This is a genomic window from Nitratireductor aquibiodomus (assembly GCF_900105565.1).
Classification (GTDB): domain Bacteria; phylum Pseudomonadota; class Alphaproteobacteria; order Rhizobiales; family Rhizobiaceae; genus Nitratireductor; species Nitratireductor aquibiodomus.
Genome location: NZ_FNSL01000001.1, coordinates 546,758 through 568,063, shown reverse-complemented (window position 1 = coordinate 568,063; position 21,306 = coordinate 546,758). Strand labels below are relative to the sequence as shown.

General features: G+C 59.5%; 24 protein-coding genes. 15 read left to right on the top strand and 9 right to left on the bottom strand.

Annotation, left to right across the window (positions count from 1 at the left end):
* Positions 1-69 precede the first annotated feature (69 nt).
* The gene (gene cckA / locus BLW55_RS02750) at positions 70-2,652 is read left to right on the top strand and encodes a cell cycle histidine kinase CckA (protein ID WP_090326524.1); all 2,583 of its coding nucleotides are present in this window, start codon (positions 70-72) and stop codon (positions 2,650-2,652) included.
* 64 nt (positions 2,653-2,716) lie between these two features.
* Here cckA and pncB read toward each other — a convergent pair whose 3' ends face one another.
* Positions 2,717-4,021 (bottom strand): nicotinate phosphoribosyltransferase, encoded by a 1,305-nt coding sequence (pncB, locus tag BLW55_RS02745; protein ID WP_007008018.1) that lies wholly within the window; start codon positions 4,019-4,021, stop codon positions 2,717-2,719.
* A gap of 338 nt (positions 4,022-4,359) precedes the next feature.
* Between pncB and BLW55_RS02740 the strand changes: the two genes are divergently transcribed.
* Positions 4,360-4,617, top strand: a complete 258-nt coding sequence (locus tag BLW55_RS02740) for a hypothetical protein (protein WP_100213155.1) — start codon at positions 4,360-4,362, stop codon at positions 4,615-4,617.
* Positions 4,618-4,660: 43 nt separating this feature from the next.
* On the opposite strand, the gene BLW55_RS02735 is transcribed toward BLW55_RS02740, so the two are convergent.
* Positions 4,661-6,193 (bottom strand): acyl-CoA carboxylase subunit beta, encoded by a 1,533-nt coding sequence (locus BLW55_RS02735; RefSeq protein ID WP_090326522.1) that lies wholly within the window; start codon positions 6,191-6,193, stop codon positions 4,661-4,663.
* A gap of 107 nt (positions 6,194-6,300) precedes the next feature.
* A complete protein-coding gene (gene gloA / locus BLW55_RS02730; protein ID WP_007008021.1) occupies positions 6,301-6,741 on the bottom strand; it encodes a lactoylglutathione lyase in 441 nt (146 codons plus the stop codon).
* Positions 6,742-6,967: 226 nt separating this feature from the next.
* On the opposite strand from gloA, the gene BLW55_RS02725 reads away from it, so the two are divergent.
* Genes BLW55_RS02725 through BLW55_RS02710 form a run of 4 tightly spaced genes read left to right on the top strand, consistent with a single transcriptional unit; the run spans position 6,968 to position 9,742 of the window.
* Entirely contained in the window at positions 6,968-7,564 is a 597-nt protein-coding gene (locus tag BLW55_RS02725; protein WP_025029660.1) for a cold-shock protein, read from the top strand.
* 36 nt (positions 7,565-7,600) lie between these two features.
* Positions 7,601-8,098, top strand: a complete 498-nt coding sequence (locus tag BLW55_RS02720) for a DUF192 domain-containing protein (protein WP_007008023.1) — start codon at positions 7,601-7,603, stop codon at positions 8,096-8,098.
* 23 nt (positions 8,099-8,121) lie between these two features.
* Entirely contained in the window at positions 8,122-8,886 is a 765-nt protein-coding gene (locus tag BLW55_RS02715; protein WP_007008024.1) for an alpha/beta fold hydrolase, read from the top strand.
* Positions 8,873-9,742 carry an alpha/beta fold hydrolase gene (locus BLW55_RS02710; protein WP_090326519.1) on the top strand — a complete coding sequence of 290 codons (870 nt, stop codon included), beginning with the start codon at positions 8,873-8,875 and terminating at the stop codon, positions 9,740-9,742. Before BLW55_RS02715 ends, BLW55_RS02710 begins: the two co-directional genes overlap by 14 nt.
* Before the next feature lie 4 nt (positions 9,743-9,746).
* Here the strand turns inward: BLW55_RS02710 and BLW55_RS02705 are convergent, their stop codons facing one another.
* A complete protein-coding gene (locus tag BLW55_RS02705; protein WP_090326517.1) occupies positions 9,747-10,547 on the bottom strand; it encodes an enoyl-CoA hydratase/isomerase family protein in 801 nt (266 codons plus the stop codon).
* Positions 10,548-10,964: 417 nt separating this feature from the next.
* Between BLW55_RS02705 and cysE the strand changes: the two genes are divergently transcribed.
* Together cysE and BLW55_RS02695 are read left to right on the top strand one after the other, a co-directional pair.
* Positions 10,965-11,801, top strand: coding sequence for a serine O-acetyltransferase (gene cysE, locus BLW55_RS02700; RefSeq protein WP_090326514.1), 837 nt, complete (start codon positions 10,965-10,967; stop codon positions 11,799-11,801).
* A gap of 282 nt (positions 11,802-12,083) precedes the next feature.
* Positions 12,084-12,290 (top strand): DUF3126 family protein, encoded by a 207-nt coding sequence (locus BLW55_RS02695; protein ID WP_007008028.1) that lies wholly within the window; start codon positions 12,084-12,086, stop codon positions 12,288-12,290.
* A gap of 96 nt (positions 12,291-12,386) precedes the next feature.
* Here BLW55_RS02695 and BLW55_RS02690 read toward each other — a convergent pair whose 3' ends face one another.
* Positions 12,387-13,133 (bottom strand): hypothetical protein, encoded by a 747-nt coding sequence (locus tag BLW55_RS02690; protein ID WP_090326512.1) that lies wholly within the window; start codon positions 13,131-13,133, stop codon positions 12,387-12,389.
* Positions 13,134-13,337: 204 nt separating this feature from the next.
* Between BLW55_RS02690 and BLW55_RS02685 the strand changes: the two genes are divergently transcribed.
* Complete coding sequence (locus BLW55_RS02685) at positions 13,338-13,865, top strand: gamma carbonic anhydrase family protein (protein WP_065815209.1); 528 nt, start codon at positions 13,338-13,340, stop codon at positions 13,863-13,865.
* Between the two features lie 213 nt (positions 13,866-14,078).
* Here BLW55_RS02685 and BLW55_RS02680 read toward each other — a convergent pair whose 3' ends face one another.
* Complete coding sequence (locus BLW55_RS02680; protein ID WP_007008031.1) at positions 14,079-14,693, bottom strand: transglutaminase-like cysteine peptidase; 615 nt, start codon at positions 14,691-14,693, stop codon at positions 14,079-14,081.
* A gap of 193 nt (positions 14,694-14,886) precedes the next feature.
* Between BLW55_RS02680 and BLW55_RS20720 the strand changes: the two genes are divergently transcribed.
* Complete coding sequence (locus BLW55_RS20720) at positions 14,887-15,036, top strand: hypothetical protein (RefSeq protein WP_177175005.1); 150 nt, start codon at positions 14,887-14,889, stop codon at positions 15,034-15,036.
* A gap of 81 nt (positions 15,037-15,117) precedes the next feature.
* Here BLW55_RS20720 and BLW55_RS02675 read toward each other — a convergent pair whose 3' ends face one another.
* Together BLW55_RS02675 and BLW55_RS02670 are read right to left on the bottom strand one after the other, a co-directional pair.
* Positions 15,118-15,735, bottom strand: a complete 618-nt coding sequence (locus tag BLW55_RS02675) for a PilZ domain-containing protein (RefSeq protein ID WP_007008032.1) — start codon at positions 15,733-15,735, stop codon at positions 15,118-15,120.
* An 89-nt stretch (positions 15,736-15,824) separates the two neighbouring features.
* On the bottom strand, positions 15,825-16,463 hold the full coding sequence (locus BLW55_RS02670; RefSeq protein ID WP_040665020.1) for a PAS domain-containing protein: 639 nt from the start codon (positions 16,461-16,463) through the stop codon (positions 15,825-15,827).
* A 429-nt stretch (positions 16,464-16,892) separates the two neighbouring features.
* On the opposite strand from BLW55_RS02670, the gene BLW55_RS02665 reads away from it, so the two are divergent.
* Both BLW55_RS02665 and BLW55_RS02660 read left to right on the top strand, forming a co-directional pair.
* Positions 16,893-17,654, top strand: coding sequence for a rhomboid family intramembrane serine protease (locus BLW55_RS02665; RefSeq protein ID WP_090326509.1), 762 nt, complete (start codon positions 16,893-16,895; stop codon positions 17,652-17,654).
* Positions 17,655-17,739: 85 nt separating this feature from the next.
* Positions 17,740-18,171 (top strand): CBS domain-containing protein, encoded by a 432-nt coding sequence (locus BLW55_RS02660; protein ID WP_090326507.1) that lies wholly within the window; start codon positions 17,740-17,742, stop codon positions 18,169-18,171.
* A 37-nt stretch (positions 18,172-18,208) separates the two neighbouring features.
* Here the strand turns inward: BLW55_RS02660 and BLW55_RS02655 are convergent, their stop codons facing one another.
* Positions 18,209-18,466, bottom strand: coding sequence for a YjhX family toxin (locus BLW55_RS02655; protein ID WP_025029666.1), 258 nt, complete (start codon positions 18,464-18,466; stop codon positions 18,209-18,211).
* 288 nt (positions 18,467-18,754) lie between these two features.
* On the opposite strand from BLW55_RS02655, the gene gatB reads away from it, so the two are divergent.
* From gatB to BLW55_RS02640, 3 genes are read left to right on the top strand one after another with little or no spacing between them, the layout of a single operon-like run.
* Complete coding sequence (gatB, locus tag BLW55_RS02650; RefSeq protein WP_007008037.1) at positions 18,755-20,257, top strand: Asp-tRNA(Asn)/Glu-tRNA(Gln) amidotransferase subunit GatB; 1,503 nt, start codon at positions 18,755-18,757, stop codon at positions 20,255-20,257.
* Complete coding sequence (locus BLW55_RS02645) at positions 20,250-20,756, top strand: GNAT family N-acetyltransferase (RefSeq protein ID WP_007008038.1); 507 nt, start codon at positions 20,250-20,252, stop codon at positions 20,754-20,756. The genes gatB and BLW55_RS02645 overlap by 8 nt, the downstream gene beginning before the upstream one ends.
* Positions 20,756-21,241, top strand: coding sequence for a GNAT family N-acetyltransferase (locus tag BLW55_RS02640; protein WP_025029668.1), 486 nt, complete (start codon positions 20,756-20,758; stop codon positions 21,239-21,241). The genes BLW55_RS02645 and BLW55_RS02640 overlap by 1 nt, the downstream gene beginning before the upstream one ends.
* Positions 21,242-21,306: the final 65 nt, after the last annotated feature.

Sequence of the window (21,306 nt, the reverse complement as noted above, 5' to 3'; positions counted from 1 at the left end):
TGATATATCCCGGAGAGGCTGGGTTCGCGTGGAGCCTGGCAGGAATTGGGCGCGACAGACGGGAAACGCATGGCCAAGCAGACCGGGGGAGAAATCCACGCAGCACCGATTGTCGACCAGAGTTCTCGACCCGGTGCCATCACGCGCCTGATCATATTCATCGTCATACTGACCCTTTCTGCGGTTGCGTTCTCGGTTTTCCGCGAACGGCTGGGAGATCCGTTTCTGCTCGGACTTCTCGGCATTCTGGCGATGATCGGCGTGGGGTTTCTGTTCGCGACAGCCATCGGTTTCGTGCAGGTCGCGCCGCGTTCGGCGGGAAGTGAACTCTCCAGGGCCTTTGTCGATTCCATGGAGGAGGGCCTCGTGGTTGCGGACACCAAGGGCCGCATCCTTTATGCAAACAATGCTTATGCGCAAATGACGGGTGCGACATCGGTGGCCGATGTGAAGACCGTCGACGGGCTTCTGTCAGACAACCCGGAAGCCGGACCGGTGGTGGAGAAGCTTTCGGCGGGGCTGCGCGACGGGCGCGCAGGTGACGGAGAGTTCCGGCTGTCGCGCTCCATCCGTCCCGGTGGTGCGCTCGGCGCACGCTGGTACAGAACCTGGGCGCGCATTTTCAAGCTGCCGGGTTATCGTCAGCCGGTGTCCGCGTGGCAGATTGCCGATATTTCGGAAGAACGCGCCGAGCAGGAACGCTTCTTCCTCGATCTTCAAAAGGCGATTGATCATCTGGATCATGCACCGGCGGGCTTTTTCGCGGCCGATCCCGACGGACGTGTGACGTATATCAACGCAACGCTGGCGGAATGGCTAGGCATTGATCTTGCCAATTTCGTGCCCGGAGCCGTGCGCCTACCACAGATCGTTGCCGGCGATGGCATGGCGCTGATCAACGCGGTGAAGGCCGATCCGGGCACTGCGCGCAACGCGATGATCGATCTCGACCTCTCCACCATGGATGGCGAGGTGCTTCCGGTGCGCTTCATGCACCGCGTGACTGCAAGCCGCGAGGGAACTCCGGGAGCAACCCGCACGATCGTCCTGAACCGCCAGCTGGGTGAGGACGCGTCAGCGGACCTGCGTGCGTCCGAAGTGCGTTTCACCCGCTTTTTCAATTCCACGCCGATGGCGATTGCTTCGGTGGATCATGAAGGGCGGATCCTGCGCACGAATGCTCCGTTCCTTTCTCTGTTTTCGCGTGTGGTCGACAGCGATGCCGTGGAACGGCATATCCGGCTTGATGCCGTCATTCACGAGAACGACCGTGAGGCGTTTGCCGCAGCCCTCGAGAGGGCGAAGCAGCGCCAGGCGGAAATCGCGCCGATCGACACGATGCTGCCCGATGATGCAGAGCGGCATGTGCGCTTCTATGTGAACCCCGTGGTCGACCACGATGGCGGGGAGGGCGCGGAGGAAGCCGCGATCGTCTATGCCGTGGAAACCACCGAGCAGAAGGCGCTCGAGGCGCAGATGGCGCAGAGCCAGAAGATGCAGGCTGTAGGACAGCTTGCCGGCGGCATCGCGCACGATTTCAACAACGTCCTGACAGCCATCATTATGGCCTCTGACCTCCTTCTGACAAACCACCGTCCGTCCGATCCGTCTTTCCCGGACATCATGAATATCAAGCAGAATGCCAATCGCGCGGCGTCGCTGGTGCGTCAGCTCCTGGCGTTCTCGCGCAGGCAGACCCTGCGTCCGGAAGTGCTCAATCTGACGGATGTTCTGGCGGATCTGAGAATGCTGCTTGCGCGCCTGGTCGGCAGTGAGATCACACTCTCCATCGAGCATGGGCGCGATCTTTGGCCGGTCAAGGCCGATATCGGTCAGTTCGAGCAGGTTGTCGTGAACCTGACGGTCAACGCACGCGATGCAATGCCGGAAGGAGGCAAGCTTGCTGTGCGGACCCGGAACATTTCCGCCGAAGAGTGCGCCCAGTTTCCTTATCGCGAAATGGCAGCGGCCGACTATGTGGCTGTCGAGGTGAGCGACACGGGTACGGGCATCGATCCCGAAACCATCAAGAAGATATTCGAGCCATTCTTCACCACCAAGGAAGTGGGCAAGGGAACCGGGCTTGGCCTGTCCATGGTGTATGGCATCGTCAAGCAGACGGGTGGCTTCATCTTCTGCGATTCCGAGCTGGGCGAGGGCACCACATTCCGCATATTCCTGCCGCGTCATGTTCCGAGCGAAGCGGAGAAATCTGCCGATGAAGCCGCCGCGCGGGGGAATGACGCTGCGAAGGCGAAAGAAGAGAATCGAGACCTTTCAGGCTCTGCACGCGTGCTCCTCGTAGAAGATGAGGATGCGGTCCGGATGGGCAGTGTGCGCGCACTCTCCTCACGGGGGTATGAAGTGCATGAGGCCAGCTCCGGCGTCGAGGCGCTCGAGATATTCAACGAGCTCGATGGCAAGGTCGACATTGTCGTGTCCGACGTCGTGATGCCGGAAATGGACGGCCCGACACTGCTTGGCGAGCTGCGCAAGGCGCAGCCCGACATCAAGTTCATCTTTGTGTCCGGTTATGCTGAGGATGCCTTTGCAAAGAACCTGCCGGAGGATGCGCAGTTCGGCTTTCTGCCGAAGCCATTCTCGCTAAAGCAGCTTGCAACGGTTGTGAAGGAAATGCTGGAAGAAGCCTGATCGTTTCAGGCTTATCGCCATTTGCAAAAGACCGCGCCGATGCGGTGCCCATAAAGCTGGACTGTCAGACTGAAACGGTGCGGCGAACGCGGTTTTGCGTTCCAAACAGCTTTATGTAGCGCTCGATTTCGCCTGGGTCGCCTGTTGCCTTTTCCGGGTTGTCGGAGAGTTTGACCGCCGGTTGGCCATTTGCGCTGCTCACCTTGCAGACGACCGAGATCGCCTTCAGACCATTCACTTCCGTTGGTGCGCAGTTCTCGAAATCATTGGTAAGGTTGGTGCCCCAGCCAAAGGCCATGCGCACCTTTCCCTCGAAATGGCGGTAGGCCGCTTCGATCGTGTCTACATCGAGGCCGTCGGAAAAGATCAGCAGCTTGTCACGCGGATCTTTGCCGTGCTTGCGCCAGAACTCCATGATGCGTTCTCCGCCTTCGATTGGAGGCGCGCTGTCGGGGCGGAAGCCCGTCCAGTCCGCGACCCATGGCGGGGCGTCACGCAGGAAGGATTCCGTGCCGAATGCATCGGGAAGCACGATCAGCAGGTTGCCGCCGTAGTAGCTCTGCCAGTCTTCGAGAACGCGGTAGGGAGCTTCGAGAAGCTCCTCGTCAGTTCCGGCCAGCGCTGCCAGCACCATCGGCAGCTCGTGAGCGTTCGTGCCAAGTGCTTCCAGGTCCGTATCCATGGCGAGAAGCACGTTGGAGGTGCCGGTAAAGGAGTCGCCGATGCCTTCTTTAAGCGCTTCCACGCACCAGCGCTGCCAGAGGAAAGAATGTCGCCGTCTGGTGCCAAAATCGGAAATCCTGATGTCCGGCAGCTTCTTCAGGCGTTCGACCTTGGTCCAGACCTTGGCCTTGGCGCGGGCATAGAGGACATCGAGCGCGAAGGGGCCGAGCGAGCGCATGGCAGCGCGCGATCGCAGCTCGTTGATGATCGCAAGGGCGGGAATCTCCCACATGGTGGTTTCCATCCACTTGCCATGGAAGTTGAGTTCGTATTGGCCGCCACGGCGGGTGAGCTCATACTCGGGTAACCGGAAATCCGCGAGCCAGTTGAGGAATTCCGGCTGGAAAATCTGCTTGCGTCCATAAAACGTATTACCGGCGAGCCAGATCATTTCCTTTTTGGTGAAGCGGATCGCACGTGCGTGATCCAGTTGCTCGCGCAGTTCCCCTTCATCGATCTCGTCGGCCAGCAGGACTGACTTGTTGCGGTTTATGAGAGTGAAGGTCGCGTCGACATTCGGATACAGTCCCCAGATCATCTGCAGCATCAGGAGCTTGTAGAAGTCCGTGTCCAGCAGGCTGCGGCAGATGGGGTCGAGCTTCCAGGCGTGATTAAAGACGCGGCGCGCGATATCGGTTTTCGGCATGATGTGCGTTTCCTGCGAGTGTAGTCCACCGGTTCGCGGCGTTCGTCCGGCAGACCACACCGGCAGGCCGCGATTGTCAACGACCGCCAGCGTCAAACCTTGCTATGCAAGGGGAAACGCACATCGAAATTGCCGCCTTCATCAGGCGCTGAACCTGGCTTTCGCCAGCTTTGAGACAATTGCGCGGCGGATGGTTAAAGCTTCGTTAACAGATGAGGCGGACACTGACTGTTGGGAGGAGTCTCGAGGAGATGAGTATGATCTACTCTGGCTTTTCCAAACGGCGTCTGGCTTTAAGTGGGGCTCTTCTTTTGGGCGCATTTGCGCCTTCATGGACAATGGCTGTTGCGCATGAGGCAAAGAGCGGTTGGCGCTATCCCTATGCCTGCTGCTCCGATCGCGACTGCCGGGAGGTCTCGAACGCCGCCGTCACGGAGGGACCCGAGGGATATGTCATCAGGGTAACCGGTGAAGTGTTGCCGTATACGGACAAACGTGTGCGCAACTCGCCCGATGGCGTGTTCCACTGGTGCTCCGTGGCCGGAAAGATGGATGGCCGCACCATCTGCCTGTTTGTGCCGCCACGCAGCTTCTGACGCGGTGGAAGACAGGCCGTGAGGCGCAGCGCAAGGTGCTGTGTCAGAGCGGGATGTTGTCGTGTTTCTTCCAGGGGTTCTGGAGGTCCTTGTTGCGCAGCATGCGCAGGGCACGGGCAATGCGCGTCCGTGTCGAGTGCGGCATGATAACCTCGTCTACATATCCTCGCTCGGCCGCCACGAAGGGCGAGAGGAAGCGGTCCTCATACATTTTCGTGTGGGCGGCGATCTTGTCCGGATCGTCAATGTCTTTGCGGAAGATGATTTCCACCGCACCCTTGGCACCCATCACCGCGATCTGGGCGGAAGGCCAGGCGTAATTGATGTCACCGCGCAGATGTTTGGAGGCCATGACGTCGTAGGCCCCGCCAAATGCCTTGCGTGTGATGAGAGTGATCTTGGGAACGGTTGCCTCCGCGTAGGCAAAGAGCAGCTTTGCGCCATGCTTGATCAGCCCGCCATACTCCTGCGCGGTGCCCGGCAGGAATCCGGGAACATCCACATAGGTGACAAGCGGAATGTTGAAGCAATCGCAGAAGCGTACGAAGCGGGCGGCCTTTCGGGACGCGTCCGAATCCAGAACGCCCGCCAGCACCATCGGTTGATTGGCGACGAAACCCACCGTGCGGCCCTCCACGCGGCCGAACCCGGTCACGATGTTTTTGGCGAAGGACGTCTGAATCTCGAAAAAATCCGCTTCGTCGCAGGTTTTCAGGATTAGCTCACGGATGTCGTAGGGTTTGTTGGCATTGTCTGGGACCAGCCGGTCGAGAGAGTAATCGGGGTCCGAGACGGGCTGGAAACACTCCACTTCGGGGAGATCAGCCGTGTTCGACGTTGGCAGGAAATCGATCAGGCGGCGCATCTGCAGGAGCGCTTCCACATCGTTGTCGTAGGCGCCATCGGCGATGGAGGATTTGACGGTGTGGACGGAGGCTCCGCCGAGTTGTTCGGCCGTCACTGTTTCGTTGGTAACGGTCTTGACCACATCCGGCCCGGTGACGAACATGTAGGAGGTGTCGCGCACCATGAAGATAAAATCGGTCATCGCCGGGGAGTAGACGTCACCGCCCGCGCAGGGGCCCATGATGACGGAAATCTGCGGGATGACTCCGGAGGCGAGGACGTTGCGCTGGAATATCTCGGCGTAGCCACCGAGTGCCGCCACGCCCTCCTGAATGCGCGCGCCGCCCGCATCGTAGAAGCCGATGATGGGCGCGCGGTTCTTCAGCGCCATCTCCTGGACCTTGACCACCTTTTCCGCGTGCGCTTCGGAAAGGGAGCCGCCGAAGACGGTGAAATCCTTGGCAAAAACGAAGACGGTGCGCCCGTTGACCGTACCCCATCCCGTCACCACGCCATCGCCGGAAATGCGGGTTTTCTCCATGCCGAAATCGGTGGATCGATGCTCGACGAACATGTCGAACTCTTCGAACGTGCCTTCATCGAGGAACGTCTCAATGCGCTCACGCGCCGTCAGCTTGCCCTTGGCGTGCTGGGCGTCGATACGCCGCTGGCCTCCACCCTCGCGCGCGGCGGCGCGGCGGCGTTCCAGCTCGAGAAGAACCTCTTTCATGCTTGTCTCCCCCAAAGGCAATCAACGGCCCTTCTGCTGTTAGCATGGCGGCAGCGGCAGGAAAATACGCCGTGCGTTCCAGATAACGCACGGCGCATTTGCAGAATTTACCAGCTGCCGGTGTTTTCCATGGAGGCCCAGGGCTCGGCCGGCTCCCGTGCGCCGCCCTTCTGAAGGAGTTCGATCGAGATACCGTCAGGCGAACGAACAAAGGCCATGCGCCCGTCGCGGGGCGGGCGGTTTATGGTGACGCCTGCCTTCATCAGCCGGTCGCAAAGCGCGTAGATGTCGTCAACCTCGTAGGCGAGGTGTCCAAAATTGCGGCCCCCGTCATAGTCCTCCGGGTCCCAATTGTATGTGAGCTCGATCAGCGGTGCCTGTTCCTGGCTCGCGCGCGCTTGATCTGCAGGGGCCGAAAGGAAGATCAGGGTGAAACGTCCCTTCTCGTTCTCAGAGCGGCGAACCTCGGTCAGTCCGAGCTTGTTGCAGTAGAATTCGAGCGATTCATCAATGTCTTTTACACGGACCATGGTGTGCAGGTAGCGCATGTTTTCTCTCGCTTGCTGGTTTACGTATACGGTACAGGGTCTCTACACGTTCTATTCGGCAATGTTGCACGTTAACCGGTTGTGCCGTTTTGCCGAAATCCCTCAAATCCGGCTGATTTCACCTGCTGTTGAAAATCAGAAACTGGGTCTTGCTATGCCACAAAGCGCCAATGCTATCTTTGAAACACACAGTGAGTCGGGCGGACTTGAGAAAAGGCTTGATGGGATGGACGACAAGTCCTCGACAACCAAGAGGTACGAGGCTGGCGATAAGGCGCCGAAGACGGATGACGTCGCGGAAACCGGGGAACTGGTAGAGATTTCCGGCGCCATCAAATGGTTCGACGTGGCGAAAGGCTATGGCTTTATCCTCCCAGACAATGAAGAGCATGGCGATGTGCTACTTCACGTAACCTGCCTGCGCAAGGATGGGTTCCAGACGGCACTCGAGGGAGCACGGGTCGTTTGCCTGGCCCAGCAGGGCGAAAAGGGGCTGCAGGCCTTTAAGGTGGTGTCGATCGATCTTTCGACGGCGGTTCACCCGAGTGAGGATCAGGCACCGCGCACCCATGTTACCGTTGTCGCAGAGAGCGGGCTGGAGCGGGCGATTGTCAAATGGTTCAACCGCACCAAGGGGTTTGGGTTCCTGACCAGGGGTGAGGGGACCGAGGACATCTTCGTTCATATGGAAACGCTACGTCGCTACGGTGTGACGGAACTGCGTCCCGGCCAGGTGGTTCTGGTCCGTTTCGGGCGGGGTGACAAAGGCCTTATGGCTGCCGAAGTCTATCCCGATCTTGGCACGTTGAACGCCGCGCACTAATCTTGCGCGGCTCCCGTACCTGAGAGAGTGCCAGCGATGCCGCGCTTTGTGTTTTCCCTGTCTCGCTGTTTCCTGTCTGCTGTCGTCGTCCTGATGGTCGCGGCAGCCGGGGCGCTAGCGCAGGGTTCGGCGATGCGGCTGCCGGTGGATCCTGAACCGCTTGTCGCCATCACATCGTCGGGCGAGATCCGGTTTGACATCGAGATCGCTGACGAGCCGCATGAACGTCAGCGCGGCCTGATGTTCCGCCAGTCCATGCCGGCTGATCGTGGCATGCTCTTCGTCTTTCCGGCGGAGAGCCGGCAGGGCTTCTGGATGCAGAACACGCCACTCGCACTTGACCTGATGTTTGTCGGTGCCGACGGCACGGTGCGGGCGATTGCACCTGGAACACCTTTCTCCACCGCGTCCATATCACCGGATGTGGAATCTCAATTCGTGCTTGAACTGCTGGCGGGAACCGCGCAGAAGATGGGTATCGAGGTCGGTGATCGTCTGCGCCATCCGCGCATCGGGACTGCCGGCGCACAATAGTCAGCAGCGGCGCATATCCACAGATGCATTCTTTCAAACATGACGGGTTCGAACTTTCCTTTATCGATGAAGGGCAGGGCGATCCAATTCTCCTGATCCACGGTTTCGCTTCCACCCACTATGTGAACTGGGTGGCGCCGGGCTGGGTGAAAACGCTGCGGGATGCGGGTTTTCGCGTGATCGCACTCGACAATCGGGGCCATGGCCGCTCAACCAAAAGCCATGACGAGGCGGTTTACACGCCCCGCAGAATGGCTGGCGATGCGGCGGCGCTGCTTGATCATCTGGACATTCCGAAGGCGCATGTGATGGGTTATTCCATGGGCGCGCGCATTTCCGCTTTTCTCGCCCTTGAACATCCCGCGAAAGTAGCGACGCTGATCCTGGGAGGGCTGGGGCTCGGCATGATCGAGGGTGTTGGCGAATGGGATGAGATCGCTGAGGCCCTGCTGACGGACGACCCCGATACCATCGCCTCGGAGCGTGGTCAGATGTTTCGCAAGTTCGCAGACCAGACGAAGAGCGATCGCAGGGCACTCGCAGCCTGCATCGCGACCTCGCGTGAACTTTTGACCGAGCAGGATGCGGCGAGGATAGCTGTGCCGACGCTGGTGGCGGTGGGAACGCGCGACGATATTGCCGGTTCGCCCGAAGGCCTTGCCGATCTGTTGCCTAATGGCGTTGCGTTTGCCATTGAGAGACGGGATCACATGCTGGCGGTGGGCGACCGGACATTCAAGGCGCGCGCGCTGGCATTTCTGGAGGAGCACCCTCTTGATCGAACGTAAGGCGATTTCATTCGTCGGGGCCGAAGGCAATCGGCTGACCGGTGACATATGGGATGGTGGCGGCCAGCCGGTCGTTTTCCTGCATGGCGGCGGACAGACCCGCCGCGCATGGGATGCAACGGCGCGTGATGTTGCACGGCGCGGCATGCGGGCAATCGCGGTCGACCAGCGCGGCCATGGCGAGAGCGCCTGGGTGGAAAGCGGGCATTACGGCTTTCATCACTATGGCGAGGATGCAGCGGCAATCTTTCGCCAGGTGCACGAGCGCTTTCACACGCGGCCCGCGGCTGTGGGCGCATCGCTTGGCGGTCTTGCCTCTTTGACGGCGGAAATGCGGGCTGGCCCGATGCTGGACGCGCTGGTTCTTGTCGATATCACGCCGCGCCTCGACCCTGCCGGGGTGGACCGGATTCAGGGTTTCATGGGCGCGCGGATGGAGGAGGGGTTTGCCTCTCTCGAAGAGGCGGCCGATGCCATTGCTGCGTATCTTCCGCACCGCGCACCGCGCCGCTCCCTCGAAGGTCTTCGCAAGAACCTGCGGCAGGGCGAAGACGGCCGCTATCGCTGGCACTGGGATCCGGCCTTCATCAAGGGCGCGGTAAACATCAATTCCGGCGCGGAAGCGCTGATGCAGGAACTGATTGCAGGCCTGCCGGAACTGCACCTTCCCGTTCTTCTTGTCCGCGGAATGCGGTCGGAGCTGGTGCAGGAATCTCACGCGCGGGAGTTCGTCTCACTCGCTCCGGCTGCATCTTATGTTGATGTTGGCGGTGCGGGGCACATGGTTGTCGGCGACCGAAATGACGTTTTCGCTTCGGAGATTTTGAAGTTTCTGGGCCGCGACCAGGCCGCCTGATCGCTCAGCGCCCCTGGAAGCGGGCGGACCGGCGTTCTCGAAAAGCCAGGCGCCCCTCCACATAGTCCGCGCTTTCGAAGGTAATGTCGCCCAGATCCTGCGCCTGCGAGACGTCGCCTGCGCGGCAGGACAGAGCGGCTGCGATGGACGCCTTCGAGGCCCGGATTGACAGGGGCGCGTTGGCGGCGAGCATTGTCGCTATCTCCTGTGCCCGGCTGACCAGAACGTCGGTGGGGACAATTTCGAGAAGAAAACCGCACTCCCTGGCGCGTGCTGCGTCGATCCGGGCGCCGGTGAATGTGAGGTAGCGTGCCATCTGCGCACCCGCTGTGGCGACGATGTCTCCCATAGCCTCAACCGGATAGGCAAGGCCGAGCCGGGCAGCAGGAACTGCAAAGAGCGCGTCCGGCGTCGAAATCCGCAGATCGCATGCCGCGGCCAGACCAAAACCACCACCGAAGCAGACGCCGGAAATGGCGGCAACCGTGGGCAGGCGCGTATTGCGGATGGCGGCAAATGCCTCTGCATTCAGCGCCTCATAGACCCGCGCCGTTTCCGCATCCCGACGTACAGTCTCGAATTCGGAGATGTCAGCCCCCGCGCAAAAATTGTCGCCCGCGCCGCGCAGGATCATCACGCGGGCCGTGTCATCGGCGTCAAGTTTTTCAATCGCGGCAATGAGATCGCGCCACATTGCCTGCGAGACAGCGTTCATCTTTCCCGGACGCGAGAGGATAATTGTGGCAACACCATCGGTGCAGGAAACGCGGAGGGCTGGCTCACTGGGATGGGCTGGCACTGTCATGCATCAATTTTCCTGTAAGTATGGTCACGGTTTTTTGCGGTTCAACTACAATGGCTTCTGACGTATGTTGCCATGCAAGGCAAGTTTACGCCTTGGAGCATCGGACCGAAAAGTGGAATCCGGTTTTCGGATTATTCCGATGCTCCATTAAGAGTTTAGATCGCCCTTTGAGCGTTCGGATGGGGGCACGGCGATCTAGAGCATTGCGCAGGCAGGTGGAATCACCTGAGGTCCGCATGAGCGCGGAAAACAGAGATATGGAACGTCCTTCGGATCGACATGACTTGCACGGGGTAATCTGTCGCAAAACCCCGAAAGACATGAAGTCTTCCTGCGGTGGCGCTTTGCGCATCCGCGCAAATCAGGCCGACCATTGCGGCCATATTCACAGGCCCTGAGCCCGGGTGGAGAAATCCAATGAACGCACGTAACGCAATTCGTCAGCGCAGTTCCGGCAAGAGCACGCCGCAGCCGGTGGATCCGATCTGGTATGCCGTGCGCGAAGAGGCAGAGGCCGCGGTTGCCAACGATCCGCTTCTGGCCGCGTTTCTCTATGCCACGATCCTCAACCATGATGATCTGGAGAGCGCGGTGATTCACCGGGTGGCCGAGCGGCTCGACCATCCGGACATGGGCGCGGATCTCATCCGTCAGACATTTCATGCCATGCTCAATGCCGATCCGGAGTGGCGCACGACTGTTCGTGTCGATATTCAGGCCTATTACGACCGGGATCCGGCCTGCGATCGTTTTCTGATGCCAGTGCTTTATTTCAAGGGTTTCCACGCGATCCAGACGCACCGGCTGGCCCATTGGCTCTGGAACGAGGGACGACGCGACTTCGCCCTATACCTGCAGAGCCGATCCTCCGCGGTCTTCCAGACGGACATCAATCCGGCAGCGCGGATGGGCAAGGGAATCTTCATTGACCATGCGACGGGGGTCGTGATCGGCGAAACTGCCGTTGTGGAAGACGACGTCTCAATCCTTCATGCGGTAACTCTTGGCGGTACGGGGAAGGAAACCGGTGACCGGCATCCAAAGATTCGCCATGGCGTTTTGATTGGCGCCGGCGCGAAGATTCTTGGCAACATCGAGGTCGGTCACTGCGCCCGGGTCGCTGCGGGGTCGGTCGTGCTAAATGATGTACCGTCCGCCAAGACAGTTGCGGGTGTACCGGCGCGGGTTGTCGGAGAGTCCGGATGCAGCGAACCATCGCGCTTGATGGATCAGACGCTTCACGGCGAAGCCTGAGAGGGCTCCTGTAACCTCAGGATTGTGGTTTTTCGTTCCGATGGCGCCTGGAGAGTTCCCGGCTGATCGGAAACGCCTGTTGACCTTCGGAAGCTTTACGGCTGAAATCCCGGTTTCAGGGTTTACAGTAGCGCTGGGCTCATGCCAGAAGCGCGCCACCACAGCAGTGCCGTCAATCAGCTATCCGGGTGTTTTGTCGGTTCTGTACGAAATCTGAAGCTGCGCATAAGGGTTGCTAAGAATATCCGACCCTGGCGATGCGCGATGCACTGGAGATGTTTCTTGAATCCCGAGGAAATCAGAAAGCTGGAAGCGTATTTCAAACGCACCTTCAACAATCCCGCCTTAAGTGTGAAGGCGCGCCCGCGCAAGGACGATTCCTGCGAGCTCTATCTGGGAGATGAGTTTCTCGGAATCATCTTCAAGGACGAGGATGAAGGAGAGCTTTCCTATAATTTCTCGATGGCCATTCTCGACATCGATCTCTGAGAAGCACTGCCAGATCATCTTTTTCGTAAGCCCGCATGCAACATGATTGCCTGCGGGCTTTCTGATTTCGGTCTCCGGTCGTCGGCGCGCGTCCTGTTAGCCAGGTGCATTGAGAAGGCGCGCAACCTTCTGCTTTATCGCACTATCCAGAACCTGCCAGTTTCCCAGGAGCGAAGCAGGGAAGCGGTAGGTCATGCTAAGGCGGTTTCCCACGTTAATGTCCCGCTCGCAGGGCGCGAGCGCTTCGCGGGCCGCTGCGCCTGTCAGACAACGGGCAACAAATGGCTGACCCGTGCCCGTACCCTCTGCGATAGCTAGCACTTCCCCCGCATATCCCGAATCCCTCTTGAAGCGATGGAACCGAATGTTCCCGGGGCCGGCCACTGAGCGCGTTTCGATGATCTGTCGGTAAACCGGCTCCAGCCTGTTGCTCATATCGCGCGACATCACCTGTTCCTCGAACGTGAGGAATATGATGTTCCGCGCTCCGTCGACATGATTGAAATCGTTGCGCCGCCCGGGAGTGTATCCCTCAAGCTCGGGCCATGACAGATAGAGATCGAGACGCAGCGTTACGCCATCCATGCGCGCACTCTTGAAGCGGATCGCATTTTCAGGAACCGTCAGAATATTGTTCCGGATCACGATCTCCCGAAGCCTGACCGATTCGGTGTGGCCGGCATTCGAAAGGCTGGCACCATACCAGCGTCCGAAAAGGAAGATGCCGAGAGACAGGACAAGGAGCACAAGGCAGAGCTGGAGCACGCGGATCGCAAGACGATGTCTCCGCGAAGCCGGCTCCGCGCCGGAATCACCAGTGGTTTCGCCGGTCGCCAGTGTCATCCCCTCGTGCACGCCTCCCACGGTGGGAGAATCATCATCAAGTTTCTGAATATCAGTGAAACCTTGGCTCTACATGGTAAAGGGACAGTAAATCCCGGCCGTCAGAGCTTCCTGAAGGATGGAGACGGAAGCGTTTTCCGGGGGTGCTATTCTGCTTTGGGGCGAGATGTTGCAGAGTGCGGTTTGGTCGAACTGGAGTGAACTATGCCGATTTATGCACTGGCGGGCGAAAGCCCCGTCTTCGAAGACAGGGAAACCAACTGGATCGCGCCGGATGCCTCGATTATCGGACGGGTGCGGCTTGGTCGCAATGCCGGTATCTGGTTCGGTGCCGTTTTGCGCGGCGACAATGAGCCCATCGAGATCGGAGAAAACACCAATATCCAGGAGCATTCGGTGCTGCACACGGATATGGGCTTCCCGCTGCGCATCGGGCGCGGGTGCACGATTGGCCACCGGGCGATCCTGCATGGCTGCACAATCGGTGAAAACAGCCTGATTGGGATGGGCGCAATCGTTCTCAACGGAGCCGAGATCGGCAGGAACTGCCTCATAGGCGCGGGTGCACTCGTAACAGAGAACAAGAAGATCCCCGACAATTCGCTCGTCGTGGGCTCACCGGCAAAGGTTGTGCGGGAACTGGACGACGAAGCCGTGCGCGCTCTTCAGTGGTCATCCGCTCACTACGTGGAGAACGGCAACCGCTTTCTGAATGAACTGAAGACGCTCTAGGGTCCTGACCCTAGGAGCCCGGAAAAAAGGCGGAGCCGACCCATGGGGTGGGCCGGCTCCTGTACCCGGTCGTTGGGGACGGGGAGGTGGGGACTCGACCGGGTGTCCCGGAGCGGACCCGGCTGCGCGGAGGTCAGAAGCGCAGTGTTGTCCGTCGGATGTCAGTCTGTCATGGGCGCGTCCCGTCCATTGCGCCCACGAGTATGGAATGTATCAGCGGCTCGAGGCAACGCTGCCGACAGCGATGGCCCGCCCATCGTTGATGGTGACCCATTTGCCGGAATGAGACGCCGACTGGCGTTTCAGATAGGTGTAGTCCGTATCGGTCCAAACTGAAACACGTGCTTCCAGATTGTCCAGAATATAGTCACCCATGCTGGTGACAACCGTCAGCACCGCATGTCCATCTCCGTTGGGCTGGCGCACGACCGTGATCAGCAGATTGCCGGCCGGTACGCCCGCGCGGATGAGGCGCCGACGCTTCTCAAGAACGTAGTCCTCGCAGTCGCCATAGGCCTGAGGGTAGGACCAGTATTCCTCTACACCCCACATTTCCATGTCGGTGCGCGGCAGAACTGTCGAATTCACAGCGTTGTTGACGTCGATCATGGCCTGCCAGAGCTTCCGCGTGAGCTGCACCGGGCGCGGGCGCGCGGTGGTCTGGCGGCACTCCACCGGTTCACGCTGACACAGCTCATAGTGCCCGATAGGCTGGCTGGTAAGGCCGCCGACCTTCATGAAGTTGGGTGTGGCGAACGCCCCCGTGGTGAACGTCCCCATTGCGATTGCGGCTGCGGCCATGAGCCGTGCGCTTGTTGAAAGCCCCATTGTCTTGTCTCCCCGTTTGACGCGACAATGGCAGAGGGGAATTTATTCCAGGCAAAATTGCACAGTATAAGTCTCGATAAATTCTATCTGTATTTTGAATTAATAAGAATAAAAAGTGATCTTGTTTTGATTTTTATTTGAATAAATTTTGCTTAAAATTGTAACGAAATTGAAGAAGCGATCCGGAGGCGGAATGGAGAATCTGCGCGCGTTGGTGTTCGACGTGCCGGGTATGAAGCCGACGGATGTCTGCATGGTGGCTGCGCGCAATGACGACCCCGGAGCCGCGCGCGTGGTGCGGGCTCAGGACGACCTTTGTTCCCTGGTTATGGGAGCATGGTGAAAGGTGCCAGAAACGACCTGCAGGTCGGAGCGGCCGGGGATGTGATTGCAGCGGATTTCGAGGTTCTGACCTCGGCCGTCGTCAGACTTCGACGGGGAGCGAGAATTCCGCTTCCAGAGCCTGACGGTCCTGAATGCTGGCAAATTCGATGGCCACTCCGTCGTCGAAGTGGCGGACCACCTGGCCACGCATTGTGCCAATATGAACCTGGGTGCCCCGTTCGGGCCTGACTTCGCTCTCAATGGCTGCGCCGGAGAGCGAAAGATCGATAATGCGGCAGCGGTATTCACGGCCGTCTGGCAGACGCAGGACACTGATCGGATTGCGCGGCGCGATGCGCTCGTGGCGACGATCCTCGGGCAGGTCCAGTTCGTGCTTGTTGGCGAGCCAGGTGAGCTGTGCGGCGAGCTTGTCGCGCTTGCGCTCCGATGCAACCACCGTCATGGCGAAACCGTCGCGGTTGACCCGGATGATTTCGCCTTCGATGCGGCCCACGTGATCGAGATAGGCGATAACACGTTCGCCCTGGCGGCCCGACCGCTGGGCGATCAGGCAGACATCGCCCGGCGACATGTCGGTCACGCGGCAAGCGTGTTCGCTGCGGTCTTCCAGCATGAAACGGCCGTAGATCGACACTTTCACGCGCTGAAAACTGCGTCGCTCATCATCCAGTGTGGACCGGTTTATCGCCGCTGACATGGTGGTATGCGCTCTTCGCTGTGGCGGTTCTGATGCCCAGTCGGGCAGCGCTACACTACGCCCAATCGGTTAACAACCGGTAAGAGCAACTATACGTTGCGGCCACCGTCGAAGACCACCAGATGCCGGAAGCGACGGCCCTGACCGGGCTCGATCAGACTGTCGGTAATGGACCGTCGTTCGGGCACCAGTGGCGGGACTTCAACGGCAGGGCGGTTTTTCAGGAGCACCGGCTCGCGATCGGCATCGATGAGGCGCAGGGACGTCACTTCGCAGTCGACGAGGGCTTCTGCACCCAGCCAGAAGGGCTTTTCGCAGGCCAGAAGCGAGCCCATCGCGCGGGGGCTCTCCATCCCACCTTCCAGAGGCAGGAGCAAGAGCTCGAACGACGCCTTGTCGCCGGCTTTGTTTTTTCCGTCGAAAGCAAGAACGACGACGGACTTCATGTCGAAAACGCTGCGTGCGAGTTTTCCGACCACTGTCTGATCGCGGCCCGCCCAAAGCGATGCGAAGGAAAGGCCCTTCAGCTCTTTTCCAAAAGTGGCACACAGCCGGGTGCCGGCGAGGCGGAAGACGGCTTCGCCCCGTGCGTCCTTTTCAAGGATGAACGTATCGGCCAGCAGGGACTTTATCTCTGCAGGCTCAACTTCCGTGCGCCTGGGGGCCGGACGGTTGCCGCGCAACCTGTTCCAATATTGGAACAACGTCACTGAACCATCGTGTCTCATGCCTCTTGGCTCCTTACTTTCGGCCCGGGCCTGTCCCATAGGCGGACAGGTGCGGGCATTTTCAATAGCGACATGTGGATGGCTGCAGGTTGCGTGCCAGACCGGCCGGGGTTGTTCACCTGCCCGTTTTGTTAAGGTTAAAAAAGGGTTTCAATTGCGTGGCCGGCGGGGCGCTGGCAGTGTCTGGCGGTCAGCAAGACCGAATCATTCACATACGGGCAGGGCCGAAGTTCGGAACAAGAACCGGCAGGGGGGCTCGACAAAGCCGTTCAGGTTGTTTTGCCTGGACGGCTTTTTTCTGTCCGGTGGGTCTGCTCGATCGCCCTGCGTCCATCCGGGCGCACAAAGGACGATGCAGACTGTTGATGGAGCATCGGAATAGCCCGAAAACCGGATTCCACTTTTCGGTCCGATGCTTTAAGCAAAATCATGGACAGAGATGAAGATCACACGATTCCGACGGCGGCAGCCGACAGGGTGGGGCATGGCGGGAATGATGGACGCGAGCCCGTCTTCAATCTGGCGCCGGCGGTTGCGGGCATCGGCCTTGTATGCATCGCCATCTACGCGGTGGAAGCATTCTGGCTGAACCTGGATCAGCAGCTCTGGCTGATGCTGCATTTCGCTTTCCTGCCCATTCGCTATACGGGGCCGTTTGCACTTGATTTTTCAGCCCTGATCAGCCCGGTCACCTATTCCCTCCTGCATGGAAGCTGGGGACATTTGCTGGTCAACCTGATCTGGCTTGCCGCTTTCGGTTCGCCGCTTGCCAATCGGATCGGCACCATGCGCTTCCTGCTTTTCTGGATTGCGGGCGCTCTCTCAGCGGTCGCGCTTCACTTTGTACTCTATCCGTCGTCGGTGGTTCCCCTGGTCGGGGCGTCCGGCTCCATTTCGGCAATGATGGGCGCTGCGGCGCGTTTTGCCTTCCGTGTGGACCGCCGCGCACCAAAGCCGGCTTTCACCGGACCGGTCCTGCCGGTATCGGTGGTCTTGAGATCCCGGATGGTTCTGGTCTTCCTCGGGGTCTGGATGGTTGTAAACCTCGCCACGGGCGTATTCAGCGGCACGACGATCGACGGGCCGCAGATCGCCTGGGAGGCGCATATCGGCGGTTTTCTTCTGGGCTTTTTCGGTGTTCGCGCGTTCGATCGCCGCCATGCTGCGCCGCAATATCCTCAGGACAATTGACGAGCAGGCGAGACGGCACTCCACCACTTGCAAAGCATTCGGGCTCGGCGCAACATTGGCTTGTTGCGAGGAGAAGGAGATTGCCATGACGGTAAAGGCCATTCTGGACGCCAAAGGGCGCAATGTCGTCACCATCGCCCCGGATATGAAGCTTGCGGATGCGGCGCAGCTCCTGTCGGAACGCGGTATCGGTGCGGTCGTCGTGACAAAGGCCGATGGCCGGATCGCGGGCATATTGTCGGAGCGCGATATTGTACGCGTGATTGGCAGGGATGGTGGCGGCGCTCTCGAACAGCCGATTTCCAGGGTGATGACGTCGAAGGTGCAGCGCTGTCATGAACAGAACACCATCAACGAGGTCATGCAGATCATGACCACGGGGCGTTTCCGTCATTTGCCAGTCGAGGAAAACGGCAAGATTGCCGGCATTATCTCCATCGGCGATGTCGTCAAAAAACGGATCGAGGATGTGGAACGTGAGGCGGAGGACATTCGCAGTTACATAGCCACCGCCTGAAAGATGAGAGGCTGCCTTCTGGCAGCCTCTCCTAGCCTTAGCGATTGTCGCCCTGTGAGCGAACAAGTTGCAACCCCCGCCGCGTGATGCGGTAGGGCCCGCCATTGCGCGACTGAATTGCGCGTTTGCGCTTGATTTTTCTGAAGACGATCACGTCAAGGCCGGGGAAATACCAGCCATCGCGCGTGATGCAGTTCAGTTCGATGATCTGACCGCGGTCATCTTTCTCAATGTCTATGCGGCCGCCCTGCGCCAATATGTGCAGGATGCGCTGTTCTGCGCGGGAAATGTCCATATCTAGAAGTCCTGGGAAAAAACCAGTGGCCGAATGGCCACAAAACATCGCCGCGCCATTCTGCGATGGCACGGGGTTTCAAGGTTTTCTCGCCCCGATCCTGTGTTGGTTCAGGTTCGGGGCTTCACCGGGCCTCAAGGCTGATGGACATAAAAACTCCGTTGGTTCGGGGTTTTCATAATGCAAACTTTGGCCGGAATAAAGCGCTCGGCTTGCCACGCGTGAGTGTTTGGTCTAGCGAATGCGCATTCATCATAGATCCATCCGACTGCACGGTACCGTGAACCCATGACAATCATCGATACGCGCACGCCCGATCCCAAGCGCTTCATCTCCGGAGCGACCGGCGACTGGGAAATCATCGTCGGCATGGAGATCCATGCTCAGGTTACCTCTGAAGCAAAGCTCTTCTCCGGCGCTTCGACGGCCTTCGGTGCGGAGCCCAATGCCAATGTCTCTCTCGTGGACGCGGCCATGCCCGGCATGCTTCCGGTGATCAACGAAGTGTGCGTGAAGCAGGCAATCCGCACGGGTCTGGGTCTCAAGGCGCAGATCAACCTGCGCTCTGTTTTCGACCGTAAGAACTACTTTTATCCGGATCTGCCGCAGGGCTATCAGATTTCCCAGTTCAAGCAGCCGATCGTGGGCGAGGGTAAGGTGACGGTGTCCGTCGGCCCCGCCAAGGACGGTTCCTTCGAGGAAATCGAAGTCGGCATCGAGCGTCTCCATCTGGAGCAGGATGCCGGCAAGTCGATGCATGACCAGCATCCCACCATGTCCTATGTGGACCTCAACCGCTCCGGTGTCGCGCTCATGGAGATTGTCTCCAAACCTGACATCCGTTCGGCCGATGAGGCCAAGGCGTTTCTGACCAAGCTGCGAACGATCCTGCGCTATCTGGGCACCTGTGACGGCAATATGGACGAAGGCTCCATGCGCGCCGACGTGAATGTTTCCGTGCGGCGTCCCGGGGGCGAGTTCGGCACGCGCTGCGAGATCAAGAATGTGAACTCGGTGCGTTTCGTCGGTCAGGCCATCGAATCGGAAGCGCGTCGTCAGATCGCCATTCTGGAGGATGGGGGTGCGATCGATCAGGAAACCCGCCTGTTCGACCCCGCGAAGGGCGAAACGCGTTCCATGCGTTCCAAGGAAGAGGCGCATGACTATCGCTATTTCCCCGATCCGGATCTGGTGCCGCTGGAGTTCGATCAGGCTTATGTGGATGCGCTCGCTGCCGATCTGACGGAACTTCCCGATGAGAAGAAGGCGCGCTTCATCGAAACATTTGGCCTCTCGGAATACGACGCATCCGTGCTGATTGCGGAAAAGGCCACGGCGGACTTTTTTGAAAAGGTTGCCGAAGGCCGCGACGGCAAGGCTGCCGCCAACTGGGTAATCAATGATCTTCTTGGCGCCTTGAACAGGGCCGGGCAGGGGATCGAAGACACGACAGTAACGCCTGATCAGCTTGGTGCGATCATCGACCTGATCAAGGACGGAACGATTTCCGGCAAGATTGCCAAGGATCTGTTCGAGATCGTGTTTGCAGAAGGTGGTGATCCGCGTGTCATCGTCGAAGAGCGCGGCATGAAGCAGGTCACCGATACCGGTGCCATCGAAAAGGCCGTGGATGAGGTCATCGCTGCCAATCCGGACAAGGTCGAACAGGCCAGGGCCAAGCCGACGCTTGCCGGCTGGTTTGTCGGGCAGGTGATGAAGGCCACCGGTGGCAAGGCCAATCCGCAGGCCGTCAACGCGCTTGTGAAGGAAAAGCTTGGGATCGATGCCTGACAGCGAGGAATTTTTCGTCCGCACGGCAGGCGAGCGCGACCTGCCTGCCGTGCGTGCGCTCCTCGTGGAGACGTGGCACGACACCTATGACCCGATCTATGGCCGCGCGCGCGTGGTAGAGATTACCGACACTTGGCATTCTCTGGATGCACTAAAGGCGCGTCTGAAGCGGCCGCATTCAGAATTCGTTCTGGCAGACAATGGCCGGCTGATTGGCGGTATGGCGTTTGCGGTGGCCGGAAATGACGGCAAGGAGATCCAGCTTCATCAACTTTATGTGCATCCTGAATGCCAGGGAAAAGGCATCGGAATGGCGCTTTTCTCCGAGATCGCTCAATGCTTCCCGGAAGCACGTGAAATCATGCTTGAGGTTGAAGAGGCGAACAGCAGGGCGAGAGCCTTTTACGCACATCTGGGATTTGAGGAGGTTGGGCGAAGCGGCGACTGCGGTGGTGCGGGTTTCGAGCTGCCGGCGCTCATCTATCGCCGGGGGCTTTGATGGTGACGGGCGGAGAAACGGGCGCCGAAGGGCCGTTGATTCGAATCGCCGAACGGCGCGATGTTGAGGCGATTGTCTCGCTCTTCGCTGCGGACGGGGAGGGTGGCCACGGGGATACGACCGATCCGAATGCCGCAGGCGCCTATCTTGCGGCATTCGAGCGCATCAGCCGGAGCCCGAACGACACGCTTTACGTTGCCGAACTCGACGGCGAGGTTGTGGGCACCTTTCAGACGACGCTTATTCCGGGCATGCCGGGGCGTGGCGGTACGAGCTTCCAGATCGAGGCCGTGCAGACCCGCAAAGACATGCGCAGCCGGGGAATTGGCGCGCTGATGATCACGCATGCTGTCGGTGAGGCGAAGGCGGCAGATGCGCGTCTGGTTCAGCTCATGTCCAATGCCGTGCGCGAGCGCGCGCACGGGTTTTATGAGCGGCTTGGCTTCGCAAAAAGCCATGTCGGTTTCAAGATGAAGCTGAAATGACTATGGAGCATTGACCGGGGGCCTTGCCTTCCGGCGCGGTGGACGCCATAACGCCAACCACGAGC

Coding starts and splice junctions, on each gene's coding strand:
- cysE (WP_090326514.1), top strand. CDS start 10,965: ATGAACGCACGTAACGCAATTCGTCAGCGCAGTTCCGGCAAGAGCACG.
- BLW55_RS02660 (WP_090326507.1), top strand. CDS start 17,740: ATGACGGTAAAGGCCATTCTGGACGCCAAAGGGCGCAATGTCGTCACC.
- BLW55_RS02705 (WP_090326517.1), bottom strand. CDS start 10,547: ATGACAGTGCCAGCCCATCCCAGTGAGCCAGCCCTCCGCGTTTCCTGC.
- BLW55_RS02645 (WP_007008038.1), top strand. CDS start 20,250: ATGCCTGACAGCGAGGAATTTTTCGTCCGCACGGCAGGCGAGCGCGAC.
- gloA (WP_007008021.1), bottom strand. CDS start 6,741: ATGCGCTACCTGCACACCATGGTCCGTGTAAAAGACATTGATGAATCG.
- BLW55_RS02735 (WP_090326522.1), bottom strand. CDS start 6,193: ATGAAAGAGGTTCTTCTCGAGCTGGAACGCCGCCGCGCCGCCGCGCGC.
- BLW55_RS02685 (WP_065815209.1), top strand. CDS start 13,338: ATGCCGATTTATGCACTGGCGGGCGAAAGCCCCGTCTTCGAAGACAGG.
- BLW55_RS02675 (WP_007008032.1), bottom strand. CDS start 15,735: ATGTCAGCGGCGATAAACCGGTCCACACTGGATGATGAGCGACGCAGT.
- BLW55_RS02680 (WP_007008031.1), bottom strand. CDS start 14,693: ATGGGGCTTTCAACAAGCGCACGGCTCATGGCCGCAGCCGCAATCGCA.
- BLW55_RS02655 (WP_025029666.1), bottom strand. CDS start 18,466: ATGGACATTTCCCGCGCAGAACAGCGCATCCTGCACATATTGGCGCAG.
- BLW55_RS02670 (WP_040665020.1), bottom strand. CDS start 16,463: ATGAGACACGATGGTTCAGTGACGTTGTTCCAATATTGGAACAGGTTG.
- cckA (WP_090326524.1), top strand. CDS start 70: ATGGCCAAGCAGACCGGGGGAGAAATCCACGCAGCACCGATTGTCGAC.
- BLW55_RS02665 (WP_090326509.1), top strand. CDS start 16,893: ATGGACAGAGATGAAGATCACACGATTCCGACGGCGGCAGCCGACAGG.
- BLW55_RS20720 (WP_177175005.1), top strand. CDS start 14,887: ATGGAGAATCTGCGCGCGTTGGTGTTCGACGTGCCGGGTATGAAGCCG.
- gatB (WP_007008037.1), top strand. CDS start 18,755: ATGACAATCATCGATACGCGCACGCCCGATCCCAAGCGCTTCATCTCC.
- BLW55_RS02725 (WP_025029660.1), top strand. CDS start 6,968: ATGGACGACAAGTCCTCGACAACCAAGAGGTACGAGGCTGGCGATAAG.
- BLW55_RS02715 (WP_007008024.1), top strand. CDS start 8,122: ATGCATTCTTTCAAACATGACGGGTTCGAACTTTCCTTTATCGATGAA.
- pncB (WP_007008018.1), bottom strand. CDS start 4,021: ATGCCGAAAACCGATATCGCGCGCCGCGTCTTTAATCACGCCTGGAAG.
- BLW55_RS02740 (WP_100213155.1), top strand. CDS start 4,360: ATGGCTGTTGCGCATGAGGCAAAGAGCGGTTGGCGCTATCCCTATGCC.
- BLW55_RS02720 (WP_007008023.1), top strand. CDS start 7,601: ATGCCGCGCTTTGTGTTTTCCCTGTCTCGCTGTTTCCTGTCTGCTGTC.
- BLW55_RS02640 (WP_025029668.1), top strand. CDS start 20,756: ATGGTGACGGGCGGAGAAACGGGCGCCGAAGGGCCGTTGATTCGAATC.
- BLW55_RS02690 (WP_090326512.1), bottom strand. CDS start 13,133: ATGACACTGGCGACCGGCGAAACCACTGGTGATTCCGGCGCGGAGCCG.